We start from the raw sequence: 13,507 nt of genomic DNA, 5'->3' as shown, positions 1-13,507 counted from the left end.
CTTCGTCGTCCTCGCCGCGCCGGACCGGCGTGGATCACGCGCGCGGCGACGCCAGTTCGACGACCGTGATGTCCGGGTCCGCGCCCACCCGCACCGGCGGCCCCCAGAAACCGGTGCCCCGGGTGACGTAGAGCTGGGTGTCGCCGTACCGGTCGAGGCCGGCGACGGTGGGCTGGGACAGGGCCGGGAGGTAGGTGAAGGGCCAGAACTGCCCGCCGTGGGTGTGGCCGGACAACTGCAGGTCCACATCACGCTCGGCCGCCTCGTGGACCTGCACGGGCTGGTGGGCGAGAAGGACCACGGCCCGGTCCGGGTCACGCCCGGCGAGGGCGGCGTCGTAGTCGGGGCCCTGGCCGTGCTCCTCGCCGGTGACGTCGTTGACTCCGGCGAGGTCGAACCCCTCCAGCGCGACGTGCTCGTTCTCCAGCGGGCGCAGGCCCAGATCCCGTACCAGGTCGAGCCACTGCTCCGCGCCGGCGTGGTACTCGTGGTTGCCGGTGACGAAGAAGCTGCCGTGGGCCGCCCGGAGCCGGGCGAGCGGTTCGGCGGCCCGCCCCATGTCCCGTACGGAGCCGTCCTCCACGAGGTCGCCGACGACGGCGACCAGGTCGGGTTCGGTCCCGTTGATGAGGTCCACGATCTGCTCGGTGCGGGCGCGTCCGGCGATGGTGTTGAGGTGGATGTCGCTGACCAGGGCGATCCGGAAGCCGTGGGCCCGCGGGTCGAGCCGGGTGAGCGGCACGGTGAGGTGCTTGAGCCGGGGCGGGCCGAGCGCGGTGCGGGCGCCGTGGCCGACCGTCGCGGCCGCCGCGGCCCCCGCGGCCAGGGCGATGCCCCGGGCGACGAACAGCCGCCGGGACGGATCGGGGACGGCTGCCTGTGCCGTGTGCGCCGTGCCCGCGGCCGCCGTGCCCTCCTCCGCTGCCGTCCCCGTCCCCGTCCCCGTTCCGGGCACGGCGGCGGGGGCGGGGGCAGGGGCGGGGACCTGGGCCGGTTCGGCTGCGGCGGCCGGCCGGTGCCGCGCCGCCCGCAGCAGGAGGGGGCGTACGGCCTCGCCGACGAGGAGCGCGAGGGTGAGGTAGAGGAGCACGGCCGCCCACAGGAAGCCCGCCCAGACCACGGCGACGGCCAGCGGCCTCGGCAGCGTCCACTCGCCCGGCGGCGCGAGGACCAGGCACAGCCCGAGCAGCATGATCACCGCGGTGCCGATGCGGCGCGGCCGGGAGCCGCGGACCGTGGTGTCACGGACCGTGCGCCGCCACACGTAGTAGTGGACGGCGGCGAGGAGAGGAAGCATCAGGGCTACGAAGAGCGCGGACATCGCAGATGTTCTCCCAGCCGCGCGCCCGGACGGACCGCACGGCAGTAGGGCCCGTCGTGGGCCGCGGAAGGCCGGGCGCAGGCGTGGCCCGGCCGTCGGTCGGCGCGGGTCAGCCGGCGGCCGGTCGCGGGGCGCCGCACCAGCGGTGCAGCGCGCCTTCCAGGCCCGCGTCCGGGGTCCGGCCGGCCCAGGCGACGTATCCGTCCGGCCGGATCAGGACGTGACGCGGCCAGCGGTCGCCGATCGGTTCGGCGAGCACACCGGTGCGCAGGCGCGCCGACCACGCGGTCGCGGCCGGTGGTACGCGGTCGTCCGGGCCGAGCAGGACGAAGTGGCCGTCACGGAACAGCTCGTAGAGCCGGCCCGCTGCCTGCGGCGCGGCGAGCGGGCGGTCGGGCACGCGGCGGCCCACCCAGCGGCCGCCCCGGTCGGGCGGGTACCGCAGGGCGTGTCCGGACAGGTGCTCGACGTTGAGCCGGTGCACCGCCCTGATCCGCATCGACCACATGGTGACCTTGCGCAGGATGCGGGCCGGCAGGCCGTCGGAGGTCTCGAAGCGGAAGGACAGGTCGGTCTTGCGCAGGGTGTCGGCGGCGATCGGGTAGCGCTCGGCCTCGTAGCTGTCCAGGAGGGCGTCGGGCGCCGCGCCCTCGATCACCAGCCGGAGTTTCCAGCCGAGGTTGAACGCGTCCTGGATGCCGGTCTGCAGCCCCTGGCCGCCGGAGGGGATGTGGGTGTGCGCGGCGTCCCCGGCGAGCAGGACCCGGCCGGCCCGGTAGTGCTTGGCGTGCCGCTGGGAGCTGCGGAACCGCGACAGCCACAGCGGGTCGTGGATGCCGGCGTCCAGGCCGAGGATGGCCGCGCAGCTCTCGCTCAGGTCCTCCAGGGTCAGCGGCTCGTCGGCGGGGACGGTGAACTTCTGGCGGTCGAGCACGATGATCCGGTACGTGCCGTCCTTGAAGGGGAAGAAGGCCGCCATGCCGCGCCGGGTGATCCGGGCGTATTCGGCCGGCCCGGGCGGGCTGCTCAGCCGGGCGTCGGCCATCATCAGGGACTGCTCGTAGTTCCAGCCGTCGTACTCCACCCCGATCGCCTCGCGCACGGTGCTGTACACGCCGTCGCACCCGACGACGTACCGCGCCCGCACGGTGAGGGGACCGGCCGGTCCTTCCATGCGTACCTCGACGCCCGAGTCGTCCTGTTCCAGGCCGGTCACGGACGTGCCGAAGAGCAGTTCCGCGCCCGCCTTCTCGGCCGCCTTCTGCAGCGCATCCTCGGTCCTGGACTGCGGAATCGACAGGCTGAAGGGGAAGTTGGTGTCGAGGAGGCCGTAGTCCAGGTGGCCGTCCTCGTTGCCGAGCGGCGGGTTGGGGCACTCCAGTCCCGCGGCCAGGACGTCGTCGGCCCGCCCCCGCATGTCGAGGAGTTCCAGGGTGCGGGGCTCGACGGTGCAGGCACGGGAGAGCGTGCCGCGCTCGGTGTGCCGGTCGACGACGAGGCAGGAGACGCCGGTCCCGGCAAGTTCCGCCGCGAGCGCGAGTCCGGTGGGGCCGGCGCCGACGATGAGCACCTGCGGCGAGTGCGGCATCTGCTGACTCCTTCGGTCGGGTGTCCCGCCTGGAGCGCGGGGCCGGCGGGCCGCGGCGCGCGAAGGCGCGGGGGTGCGGGGGTGCGGGCTTGGTACGGCCATGGGGCGGGAGACGCGCTGGGAAACGACGGCGCGCGAGGCAGGCGAAAGGGTGGTACGCGGGCCGCTTTCTCCGGGACGCACGACCAGTTAAGGGTGCGGCGCGCGGCGGCCGCAAGCAGGTGAGAACGGGGTGAGAGGCCCCTAAGAGCGGGCGGCCTGGCGGTGATACCGGTTTGAGAACAGGGCTCGTTAGCGTCACGCCCCGACGAGGCCGCGCCTTGTCCCGAGCCCGCTGGTGCCTCCCGTCCAGGGGGCCTCCGGAGGGTCGGTCCCGCCCGCGAAGAATTCCGTTGTCCAGCCCGCTGGGAGGCGTCAGGTATGACCGCTGAAGGGCGGGAACCGTTCCGCGCACCGGATGCCCGAGACCTCGAAGCCCTCCTGGGCATCCGCCACTTCGAAACCGTGCTGCTGAGGATGTTCTCCGAGGGGCGGCTGAACGGGACCACGCACACCTGCCTGGGGCAGGAGTACGTCCCGGTCGCCCTGGCGCCGCTCCTGGCGGGTGACTTCGTGCTCAGCAACCACCGGGGCCACGGCCACTACCTGGCCCTGTTCCGCGACCCCGCCGGCCTGCTCGCGGAGATCATGGGCCGGGCCGGGGCGGTGTGTTCGGGTGTCGGCGGCAGCCAGCACATCCGGCGCGAGGGGTTCCACTCCACCGGTGTCCAGGGGCAGAGCCTGCCGCTGGCGGTGGGGCTCGGCCTGCACTGCAAGCGCACCGGGTCCGGCCGTATCGCCGTGGCGTTCACCGGTGACGGCACCTGGGGCGAGGGCGCGGTGTACGAAGCACTCAACATGGCCGCGCTGTGGCAGGTGCCGGTGCTCGTCGTCGTGGAGCACAACGGCATCGCCCAGTCCACGCCGACGCACCTGGAGATGGCCGGTTCCCTCGCGGACCGCGCCGCCGCGTTCGGCATCGACTTCCTGGAGATCACCGGCCACGGCATACCGGAGATCCGGGAGCGGATGGCGCCGCTGGTGCGGCGGGTGCGCGAGGAACACCGCCCGGCGGTGGTGCAGTTCACCACGCGCCGCCTCGGCCCGCACAGCAAGGGCGACGACACCCGCCCCCGCGACGAGGTCGACGCCCTGTGGGCGGCCGACTGGCATCAGGAGCTGGCCGCCCGTCTGGGCCGGCCGTTCCTCGAACTCGACGCGCGCATACGAACGGAGATGGAGAGGGTGGCCGAGGAGGTGGAGGCGCGGCCGCCGGCCCAGTGGACGGCGGCCGGCCCGAGCGACACGAGGATGGTGAGCTCATGAGCGAACTGACCCTGCTGGTGGCCGACGTCCTGCAGGTGCCCGCCGAGGAGGTGACCGAGGACACCGGTCCGGCCACCACGGCGGCCTGGAGCAGCCTGCGGCACGTCCAGATCGTCGCCCACGTGGAGAAGAGGTACGGGATACGGCTCACCGCCCGTGAGGCACGCGCCTGCCGGTCGGTCGGCAGGCTGCGGGCGATCCTCGCGGAGAAGGAGAGGGAGAAGGAGAAGAAGGGGAGCACAGGGTGACGACGCAGCCCGCGCCCCGGGTCGTGGAGGCCCTCAACAGCGCCCTGCACCGGCTCTTCGACGAGCGGCCGGCCCTCCATCTGCTCGGCGAGGACGTACACGATCCCTACGGCGGCGCCTTCAAGGTGACCCGGGGTCTTTCGACCCGCCACCCGGACCGGGTGCTGACCACCCCCCTGAGCGAGGCGGGCATCTCCGGGGTCGCGGCCGGCCTCGCGCTCGCGGGCGATCAGGCCGTGGTGGAGATGATGTTCGGCGACTTCGCCGCGCTCGCCTTCGACCAGATCCTCAACATGATCTCCAAGTCGGTGACCATGTACGGCGACCGGGTGCCGATGCGGGTGGTCGTGCGCTGTCCGGTGGGCGGCAACCGGGGCTACGGCCCGACCCACAGTCAGAGCGTGCAGAAGCACTTCCTCGGCATCCCGAATCTGGCGCTGTACGAGACGACGCCGTTCCACGATCCCTACGCGCTGCTGTCGCAGGGGCTGGATGACGGGCCCGCGATGCTGTTCGAGGACAAGGTCCTCTACACCCGGCGCCTGTTCCGCCACGGTGTCGTGGACGAGGCCCACCGGTTCTCCCTGCTGGACGGTCCGACCGGCTGGGCGCACGTGAGCGCCACGGACGACAGCCGCGCCGACGTGGTGCTGCTCTGCCCCGGCGGGGTCGCCCACCGTGCCCTGGACGCCGCCCGGCAGCTGCGCGAGCGGGGACGGGGCGTGCGGCTGCTCGTGCCCGCCCGGCTGTATCCGCTGGACCTGGAGCCGGTGCTGCCGCTGATCACGGGTGCCCGGCTCGTGGCGGTGGCCGAGGAGAGCACCGAGGGCGGCACCTGGGGGGCCGACGTGGCGGCCCGGATTCATCAGCTCGCCTGGCGCGAGCTGCACGCCCCGGTGCTGCTGCTGTCGTCGGCCGACTCCGTGGTTCCCACCGCGCCGCACCTGGAGGCCCAGGTGCTGCTCGGGGTCCGGCAGATCGTGGACGCGGTGACGCAGGCCCTCGCGCCGGACACGCGGCCGGCCGGACCGGCGGCGCGACAGACCGCCCCCGACACGCGGACAGCCGCCCCGGACACGCAGGCGGCCGAGCCGGACACGCGGGCGGCCGGAGTGCCGGTCGCGGTGCCCAAGCTGAACAACAACGACACCGCCTACCTGGTGCTCGACTGGCAGGCCGAGGACGGACAGTACGTGGAGCAGGGCGCGCCGCTGGTCGAGGTCGAGACCTCCAAGGCCGTGGAGGAGATCGAGGCACCGGCGTCCGGGTACCTCAGGGTGCACGCCCCGGCCGGCGTCGAGATCGGGGTGGGCGAGTTCCTCGCCGAGCTGTTCACCGCACCCCCCGGCCCGGCCTTCGCCCCGCCCCCCGGCCCCTCCCCCGCCGCGGCGGCCGAGGAAGCCGTACCTCCCGTGGCGGCCGAGGAAGCCGTACCCGCCGCCCGCGCGGCCGGGCCGGGCCGGCGTATCCATGTCCTGGACCGTGTCCAGCAGGGCACCGCCGCCGTGGTCTCCCGTGCGCACCGCGAGGTGCCCGCCGCGTTCTCGGCGGTCGAGGTCCAGGTGGACGCCCTGCTGGCGCGCCTTCGGACGCTGTCGGAGAAGTCCGGCGCGGACGTCGGCCTGCCGGAGGCGGTCATCAGGGCGGTGGCCGCGGCGCAGCCCGTCTTCCCGCACCTGTTCGGCACGCTCCTGGACGAGCGGACCGTGGAGCTGGCCGACGGCGCGGACGTGGCGGTAACCGTGGACGTCGGCAACGGCCTGTACGCCCCGGTGCTGCGGGACTGCGCCGACCGGCCGCTGACCGAACTCGCCGACGACCTGATGGACTTCCGGCTCAAGGCGTTCCGGGGCGAGCTCACCGCGGGAGAGCTCGCCGACGGGGCCATCACGGTGTCGCTGAACGTCGAGCCCGGAGTCGTCGTCGTCCAGCCGATCGTGATGTGGCCGCAGTTGTGCATGGTCTCGGTGGGCGGCCCGCTCACCCGGCTCGTCCTGGCGGACGGGGCGCCCGTGCCGGCCACGGTGGTCACCCTCGGTCTCGCCTACGACCACCGGGTGGTCAACGGCCGGGAGGCGGTCGCGTTCCTGCGGGCCGTCTCGGACTCCCTCAGCGACCCCGAACAGCTCGAGCGACTCGTCGACCTACCGTGAGGTGCGCCAATGGATTACGGGTTGAGTGCCTTCGGCGTCGCCCTGGGCGAAGAGATCGCCGTGAAGGACATCGTGGCCGAGTACACCGAGGACATCGAACGCGTCCTGGGATACGGCTACGAGTACCTCCACCGTGCGCTGCCCGAGGTGAGCGTCACCGACCTGGCCGTGGAGGCGGGCGCGCGGGCCCTGCGGGGCGTCGACCCGCGCGATGTGGATCTGGTCGTGGTGGCCCTCACCGACCTGGCCGACCACCTGTACTGGGACGCCGCGGCCCGGGTCCAGCAGGCGCTGGGCCTGGTCCGTGCCGAGGCCGTGCTCGTGGACCAGGGCTGTGTCGGCGGCGTCACCGCCCTGGACACCCTGGCGGGCCGGTTCGCCACCCACCCCGACTACGGCACGGCCCTGGTGATCGGCGCCAACCGCACCGTCGAGGCGTACTGGAACCGTCTGGACACCCACTCGCTGCTGTTCTCCGACGGCGCCGCCGCGGCGCTCGCGGTGCGGGGCGCGCCGGGTCTGCGCTGGCGGGCCTCCTACGCGGAGAGCGACGGGCGGTACGCGGACTTCTTCCGGATGGACGTCGGCGGCGGGCGGCACCCGTTCGTGCCCGGGACCGAGATGCCCGCGGTGCGCGACGCCTGGGACATCGTCGAGCACTTCGGCCACGACGCCGACCGGATGGCCGCCTTCGCCGAGGAGATCGACGAGCGCACCGCGCGCGCGGTGCACCGCGCCTGCCGCCACGCCGGGTGCACGGAGGAGGACCTGGCACGGCTGGTGCTGCTCAACGACAACACCCGGGTGCTCGGCGCCCAGGCCGAGCTGATCGGGGTGCCGGCGGAGCGGACGAACGCCCGCCTGGCGGCCCGCCACGGACACTTGGGCGCCGCCGATCACCTGTTCTGCCTGGCCCGTCTCGACGAGGCGGGCGAGCTGGCGGCCGGGGACCTCGTGGCGCTCGCCGCCAACGGCCGCGGGATGCACTGGGCGTGCGCGATCCTCCAGCGCTGACCCCTGCCCCGGCTTCTGCCGGGGACCCCTTTTCCTCTCTTCGTCTCTCGTGCCGAGCCGATGACCACCGGATAGATCGGAGCGCAACATCATGACCCGTCACCCCGTTCGGCGTGCCCTGGCCGCGGCCGCGGCGCTGGCGTGCGCCACCTGGGGAGCTGCCGCGTGCGGCAGTTCCTCGGCCACGGAGCCGCCGGCCTCCGACACCCCGGCCTGCACGATGCTGCGGCCCGTCGCGCAGGAGCTGGGCCTGAGCGAGCCCGCCGTCAGTTCCATCGCCGAGGACGGCTGCACCGCGCAGGAGCACGAGTACGGCACGCTCACCCTGAGGCCGGAGGACCGCCCGCTCGACGCCGCCGTCTCCGGCGACGGAAAGCGCACGAAGATGGAGATCAAGGGCAGGGACGCCGTGATGCTGGAGGGCGCCCTCAACGGCGTCTGCAAGGTCTTCCTGGCGGACGGGGACCGGTCCAGCGTCGAGCTGCGCCTGTCGCGGACCACGGCGATGACCCCGCAGATCTGCCGTGACGTGAAGAAGGCGGCCGGCGTCCTGGCCGGCCGCCTGCCCGCGCAGCAGCAGACGGGCTGACCCGTCGCCGCCCCACGACGGCCCGTGCGGCGCGTGAGGCAGGAACGGCCCGGGCCGGGTGATCCGGCCCGGGCCGTTCTGTGTGGGCCGGCCGGCGGCCCGGCGGCGGCCACACCTTCTGCCCGGCGGCGGGAACTTCGGCGCCGGCGCACGCTGTCGGCTGCGCGCACCGGGGGTGGGTTCCGCCGATGTCGGTGCGCTGCCGGGGTCGGGGAGGCCCGCGGGGAGGCTTTCACGGCCCGGCGTGGCCTCGGCCCGTCGCGGGCCTCTCTAGCCGAGTGTGCGGGCGGTCATGACCATGGTGGCCTCGCTGAAGGAGGCCACGCCGAGGGCCGGGGGGCGGGGTTCGGACCGCGGCTGGTCCCCCGGGTCGGCCGGCGGTCCCGTCGTGCGGTCGATGACCCGGACGGTCACCGGTCCCGGTGCCAGCTCCAGTTCCAACCGCAGTCCGCGGTCGGGTACTTGGCGGACCCACAGCTCCCACGGCGGGTTGCCGGCCGGGGTGTCCCGGTGGTGTCCGGGTACGCCGGTGAGGGTGTAGCCGCGTACGGCCGCGCCCGTCACCAGGAACACCAGTTCCCGGGCGCCGCGCCGTGATGCGGCGGTGACGCGCACGCGCCGCCCGTCGGCGCCGTCGTCCCCGACGAGTGTCGTGGTGAGCTTGGGGGCGGCGAGCGGGCGCACTGCGGCCGGGCCGCGCCGGACCGGTACCTGCCAGCCCGGCCACAGGTCGGCCACCGAGGCCGGCTCGGCCCCCTGGGGCAGGAACCGCTCGCTGGACGCGTCCGGCGGGGAGCCGCTCAGCCAGTGCGCCCGGCGCCGGTCCGCGTCGAGGACGTAGAGCAGGTCGGCCCGGCCGGGGTGGTCGTCCCGCACGGGGAACAGGGCGGTGGCCGCGAGGAGCGCGGCGCTGACGGCCGCGGCCGTGGCCGGGACGAGCGGCAGCAGCCGTGGCCGCGGCGCGGGCGGCAGCACGGCGGGCAGCAGTGCGCTCATCAGGACCACGAACACCACCGGTCCGGCCACCAGGCCGAGCCCGAGCGCGGTCGGCAGGAGCAGTACGAGCGGGAGGACGAGCAGGCCGAGCGGGAGGACGCCGAGGACGGCCGCCAGGATCCGGTCCGCCGTTGCCGCGCCGGCGCGGGAGGTGAGCAGCGCGGCGGCGACGAGGCCGAGGGCGGGCCAGGTGAACACGTGGCTGGCGCCGGGCAGGAATGCCGCCGTGGCGCAGGCGAGCAGCAGCCAGAGCACGATCGCGCCCGTGACCTGGTCGCGGCGGCCGGCCCAGCGGCGGGTGAGCAGCGCCAGTGCCGTGCCGAGGGCGAGCGCGAGCAGCAGGAACCCGGTGACGGCCGGCCCGTGGCCGGGGATGTCGCCGTAGTGGCTGAACTCGGCGTGCCCGGACGCCGTCAGCGGTGCCAGGGCGAAGGCGGCACCGCAGGCGAGCAGCACTTGGCCCAGGACGACCGCCAGGCCGCGGGCGGTGCCCTTGACGGTGACCGTCGCCCGGGCGCGGAGCCGCAGGAACAGGGCCAGGGCGAGGCCGGTCACCGCGAGGGCGGTCGGCAGGGCCACCGCCGCCGGATAGGAGAGGAGCCGTCCGGCGACCTGGAAGTAGACGGAGTCGCCGCGCGGGGTGTGCGCGAGGTCGGCGGCGCCCAGGCCGCGGGCCAGGGCGAGGGCCTGGTCGCCCTGGTGCTGGACCGTGGCCGGGTCGACGTTCTCGGGGCTGTCGTCCGGCCCGTGGTAGTGGGTGTAGCCGTCGAGGTAGGCCAGGTTGAGTCCTTGGTGGCCGGCCCTTTTGAACACGGTGAAGTCGGTGAGGTTGGGCAGATAGCCGTAGGCGGCGTCGAGCAGGGAACTGGTGCGGGGGTCGGGGGCGTGGTCGGCGAGCGCGTCGACCAGCCAGGCGGCGTCGGGCCCGGTTTCGAACATCAGGCTGGGCCCTTTGCTGCCGCGTGCCTCGAAGTTCAGCACCACGGCGTCGCGCGGCAGCACGTCGGGTGAGTTCACCAGGGCCTGCGCGCCCAGCAGGCCGCTCTCTTCGGCGTCCGTGAGGATGAACAGCACGTCGTTGCGTGGTGGGGGGCCGGATCGCAGCGCGCGCGCCGTCTCCAGGAGCACCGACACCGGGACCCCGGCGTCGTTGGCGCCGGGGCCGGCCTCCACGGAGTCGTAGTGCGTGACCAGGGCGACCGGGCGGGTGCTGTCCGTGCCGGGGATACGGGCGACGATGTTGTCCAGGCGCAGGCTGGCGTACCGGGAGTCCGCTCCGGTGGGGGACAGATCGGGCATGTGGGCGGCGGCGGCTCCCGTGTGGACCCGGGTGTCGATGCCGAGGCCGGTCAGGGTGCGTACGAGGTGATCGCGGGCGCGTGACTGCGCGGCGGACCCGTGGGGGCGCGGTTCCTGTGCGATGGCGCGGACGTGCGCGGTGGCCCGCGCGGCGGAGAAGGTTCCGGCGGGCGCGTCGGGTCCGCGCGGCCCGGGCATCCGGCTGTCCCACGCGGCCAGGGCCAGGCACAGCAGGGCGAGGACGAGGGTGGCGGACAGCGGCCACCACGGCCTCGGCGCCGTGGTGCGGCCGTCGCCCGCGGCGGCGGGCGCGGGGCGCGGTGTCCGCCGCCGGAGCGCGGGCGGCTCAAACCACTTGACTGCCATAGCTCCTTGACTTTCCGTTCGGGTGGTGGCGGCCGGTGCCCGCGGCGGACAGCTGTCCCGGCCGCAGGGGGCGCGCGATCCGGTCGGCCGTGCCGCGTGCGGCCGGTCCGAGTTCCGCTTCGGCGCGCTGCCAGGCGTAGTCGCGCACCAGGGGGTTGAACCCGTAGGTGGGGCCGTCGGCCGCGTCGCCCGGGGCGACGGTCAGCAGGTGCTGGTTGACCAGGGTGTCGAGCATGCGCTGGGTGTCCTCGGCGGGCCGGCCGGAGAGGGCTGAGGCCGTCCGCTCCGGGACGGCCTCCAGGTCGCACTGGCTGAGCCGCAGCCACAGCTGGTAGCCGGCCGGGGAGAGCTGGTCGAGGGTCGAGGCCAGGCGCGCGCCCACGTCCAGGGAGCCGATGGAGAGTTCGGCCGTACGGTTGTGCCGGTCCTCCAGGCGGTCCACGAAGCTGCTCAGGGTGCCGTGCGGGCGGGTCCGCAGGCGCGCTCCGGCTGCCCGGATGGCCAGCGGGAGACGGCCGCACAGTTCGGTGATCTGCCGGGCGCTGTCCGCCTCCGCGAGGACCCGTTCGACGCCCGCCACCGAGGCGAGCAGGTCCAGTGCCTCCTCGGCGGGCAGCCCGTCGACGCGGTACTCGATCAGGCCGGGGATCTTCAGGAGGCTGGCCCGGCCGGTGCACAGCACCGCGCTCTCCCCGCTGGGCAGCAGGGCCTCGTACCGGGTGGACTCGGCGATGTCGTCGAGGACGATGAGCAGGCGCTTGCCGGCGGTGGTGCTGCGGAACAGCGCCGCCCGGGCGGCGAGGCCGGCCGGAATCCGGTGCTCGGGCACGCCGAGGGCGTCGAGGAAGCCCCGCAGGGCCTCCTGGGGCGGCACGGGCTCGCTCTGGCCGCGCAGATCCGCGTAGAGCTGGCCGTCGGGGAAGTGTTCCTCGACGCTGTGTCCCGCGTGTACGGCGAGTGCGGTCTTGCCGCTGCCGCCGCAGCCCGCGAGGGAGACCACGCGGGGTCCGCCCACCGCGCGCAGGTCCCGGGTGATGCGGTGGATCAGATCGTGCCGGCCGGTGAAGTCGCTTATCCGGGCGGGGAGCTGGGCGGGGGGACGGCCGGGCCGCGGGGTGCGCCGCGGTGCGGTGGGCGGTGGTGCGACCGGCTCGCCGGCGAGGATCTGCTGATGGACCTCCTGGAGCCGGGCGCCGGGTTCCAGGCCGAGCTTGTTGATCAGTGTGGTGCGGCTGTTGCGGTAGACGGCGAGTGCCTCGGCCCGGCGCTGGGAGAGGTACAGCGCCGTCATCAGCTGGGCGCACAGCCGCTCGCGCATCGGGTACTCGGCGACCAGCGGCTTGAGTTCGCTGATCAGCTCGGCGTGCCGGCCGAGGGCGAGCGAGACGTCGAGCCACTCCTCCAGGACGGTGAAGCGGCGCTCGTCCCAGTGGGCCGCGACGCTGTAGGCGAGCGGCCCGGTGAGGTCGGCGAGCGGCTTGCCGCGGAACAGGGACAGGGCGCTCTGGTAGCGGGCCATGGCGCTCTCCAGGTCGCCGGCCGCAGCCTGTTCGCGGGCCTGGCGCACGGTCGTCTCGAAGACGTGGACGTCGAGGTCCTCGTCGGTGAGCCGCATCCGGTAGCCGCCCTGGGCGGTGTCGATGAGCCCGGCCGGGGCGCCCGCGGCCGCGAAGGCGTTGCGCAGCCGCCAGATGCAGGTCTGGATCTGTTTGTCGGCGGTGGCCGGGGGTTCGGAACACCACACCGCGTCGACCAGGGAGCCGACGGGGACGATCTTGTTGGCGTTGAGGAGCAGCACGGCCAGGACGGTCCGCTGGCGGTTCCTGCCCATGCGGATCGGCTTGCCGTCGATGACGACCTGCAGGGGGCCGAGGATGCCAAAGGAGATGTCGCGGCCGGTGTCGTCGGTTTCCGCGAGGGGGTGGCCGCACGGCTGAGGGGAGTTTCCCGTGTGGGTCGGCAAGCTGGGCCTCCACGATTCGTCGAAGAGAGAGGAGCCGGCCGCCCGGGGCTTTGGGGCTGTCGGCCGCCTTGGCGCATGCGGGAGTCAGGGGCTGGTACCGGTCGGGCGGTGCGCGGGGGGCGCCAGGCCGCCCGGTGGGCGGTCGAGCCGGGCTCGACGCACCCGCCCCGGCCGCCGGTTCGCCGGCGCGCCGCGGAGCAGTACCGTTTCGCCAGACCTCATACCCGCACAGTGCCCTGACCGGCGGGAGGAGGGACAGGCCCACGCGCAGGGGTGCTAGGGAACGTCGAGCCGGGCTCGACCGTCCTTCCGGCGGCCGGCCGCCGGGGCACGCCGCAAGAGGCCGCGCCGCGGGCGCCTGGGGTGCACGTGGGGGTTGTCGTAGCGGGGCGTGGAGGAGCTGTTCAGGCGCCGTATCCAACCCAGCATCGGCCACATGGGAGGTCTCCGGTTCTCTGGCGGTGGGACGTGACGAAGGCGCCGAGGACTGTGGGGGGGGAGCCTGGGCGCCGGGCGGGGCCCCTCCGGTCGAGGATCTTCAGGGGTGCGGCCCGAGGACGCCGTCCCGGCCCGGCGTGGTGGCGGGCGGAGGCGGGCGCGGTCGC

The 13,507-nt window shown here is 74.4% G+C and carries 9 protein-coding genes; 5 read left to right on the top strand and 4 right to left on the bottom strand.

The features are described 5' to 3' along the window. Positions 1–34 precede the first annotated feature (34 nt). The gene (locus OG202_RS46135; protein WP_328222105.1) at positions 35–1,321 is read right to left on the bottom strand and encodes a metallophosphoesterase; all 1,287 of its coding nucleotides are present in this window, start codon (positions 1,319–1,321) and stop codon (positions 35–37) included. A 109-nt stretch (positions 1,322–1,430) separates the two neighbouring features. Then, positions 1,431–2,909, bottom strand: a complete 1,479-nt coding sequence (locus OG202_RS46130; protein WP_327726205.1) for an FAD-dependent monooxygenase — start codon at positions 2,907–2,909, stop codon at positions 1,431–1,433. A gap of 420 nt (positions 2,910–3,329) precedes the next feature. Here OG202_RS46130 and OG202_RS46125 point away from each other — a divergent pair, with 420 nt between their 5' ends. From OG202_RS46125 to OG202_RS46105, 5 genes are all read left to right on the top strand, one after another. After that, positions 3,330–4,274: a thiamine pyrophosphate-dependent dehydrogenase E1 component subunit alpha gene (locus tag OG202_RS46125; RefSeq protein ID WP_327726206.1), complete on the top strand. Its 945-nt coding sequence runs from the start codon at positions 3,330–3,332 to the stop codon at positions 4,272–4,274. Next, positions 4,271–4,522 carry an acyl carrier protein gene (locus tag OG202_RS46120; protein WP_327726207.1) on the top strand — a complete coding sequence of 84 codons (252 nt, stop codon included), beginning with the start codon at positions 4,271–4,273 and terminating at the stop codon, positions 4,520–4,522. The genes OG202_RS46125 and OG202_RS46120 overlap by 4 nt, the downstream gene beginning before the upstream one ends. Continuing rightward, a complete protein-coding gene (locus OG202_RS46115) occupies positions 4,519–6,675 on the top strand; it encodes a 2-oxo acid dehydrogenase subunit E2 (RefSeq protein ID WP_328222106.1) in 2,157 nt (718 codons plus the stop codon). The genes OG202_RS46120 and OG202_RS46115 overlap by 4 nt, the downstream gene beginning before the upstream one ends. A gap of 9 nt (positions 6,676–6,684) precedes the next feature. After that, the gene (locus OG202_RS46110) at positions 6,685–7,689 is read left to right on the top strand and encodes a 3-oxoacyl-ACP synthase III family protein (RefSeq protein WP_328222107.1); all 1,005 of its coding nucleotides are present in this window, start codon (positions 6,685–6,687) and stop codon (positions 7,687–7,689) included. Positions 7,690–7,780: 91 nt separating this feature from the next. Continuing rightward, on the top strand, positions 7,781–8,278 hold the full coding sequence (locus tag OG202_RS46105) for a hypothetical protein (RefSeq protein ID WP_326585337.1): 498 nt from the start codon (positions 7,781–7,783) through the stop codon (positions 8,276–8,278). A 270-nt stretch (positions 8,279–8,548) separates the two neighbouring features. Here OG202_RS46105 and OG202_RS46100 read toward each other — a convergent pair whose 3' ends face one another. Together OG202_RS46100 and OG202_RS46095 are read right to left on the bottom strand one after the other, a co-directional pair. Then, the gene (locus OG202_RS46100; RefSeq protein ID WP_327726209.1) at positions 8,549–10,939 is read right to left on the bottom strand and encodes a M28 family peptidase; all 2,391 of its coding nucleotides are present in this window, start codon (positions 10,937–10,939) and stop codon (positions 8,549–8,551) included. Continuing rightward, on the bottom strand, positions 10,920–12,902 hold the full coding sequence (locus OG202_RS46095; RefSeq protein ID WP_327726210.1) for an AfsR/SARP family transcriptional regulator: 1,983 nt from the start codon (positions 12,900–12,902) through the stop codon (positions 10,920–10,922). The genes OG202_RS46100 and OG202_RS46095 overlap by 20 nt, the downstream gene beginning before the upstream one ends. Between the last annotated feature and the right edge of the window lie 605 nt (positions 12,903–13,507).

Source organism: Streptomyces sp. NBC_00310, from assembly GCF_036208085.1.
Taxonomy (GTDB): Bacteria; Actinomycetota; Actinomycetes; order Streptomycetales; family Streptomycetaceae; genus Streptomyces.
This window is presented reverse-complemented; position numbering and strand designations above follow the sequence as displayed.

Coding starts and splice junctions, on each gene's coding strand:
- OG202_RS46135 (WP_328222105.1), bottom strand. CDS start 1,321: ATGTCCGCGCTCTTCGTAGCCCTGATGCTTCCTCTCCTCGCCGCCGTC.
- OG202_RS46100 (WP_327726209.1), bottom strand. CDS start 10,939: ATGGCAGTCAAGTGGTTTGAGCCGCCCGCGCTCCGGCGGCGGACACCG.
- OG202_RS46120 (WP_327726207.1), top strand. CDS start 4,271: ATGAGCGAACTGACCCTGCTGGTGGCCGACGTCCTGCAGGTGCCCGCC.
- OG202_RS46130 (WP_327726205.1), bottom strand. CDS start 2,909: ATGCCGCACTCGCCGCAGGTGCTCATCGTCGGCGCCGGCCCCACCGGA.
- OG202_RS46125 (WP_327726206.1), top strand. CDS start 3,330: ATGACCGCTGAAGGGCGGGAACCGTTCCGCGCACCGGATGCCCGAGAC.
- OG202_RS46110 (WP_328222107.1), top strand. CDS start 6,685: ATGGATTACGGGTTGAGTGCCTTCGGCGTCGCCCTGGGCGAAGAGATC.
- OG202_RS46105 (WP_326585337.1), top strand. CDS start 7,781: ATGACCCGTCACCCCGTTCGGCGTGCCCTGGCCGCGGCCGCGGCGCTG.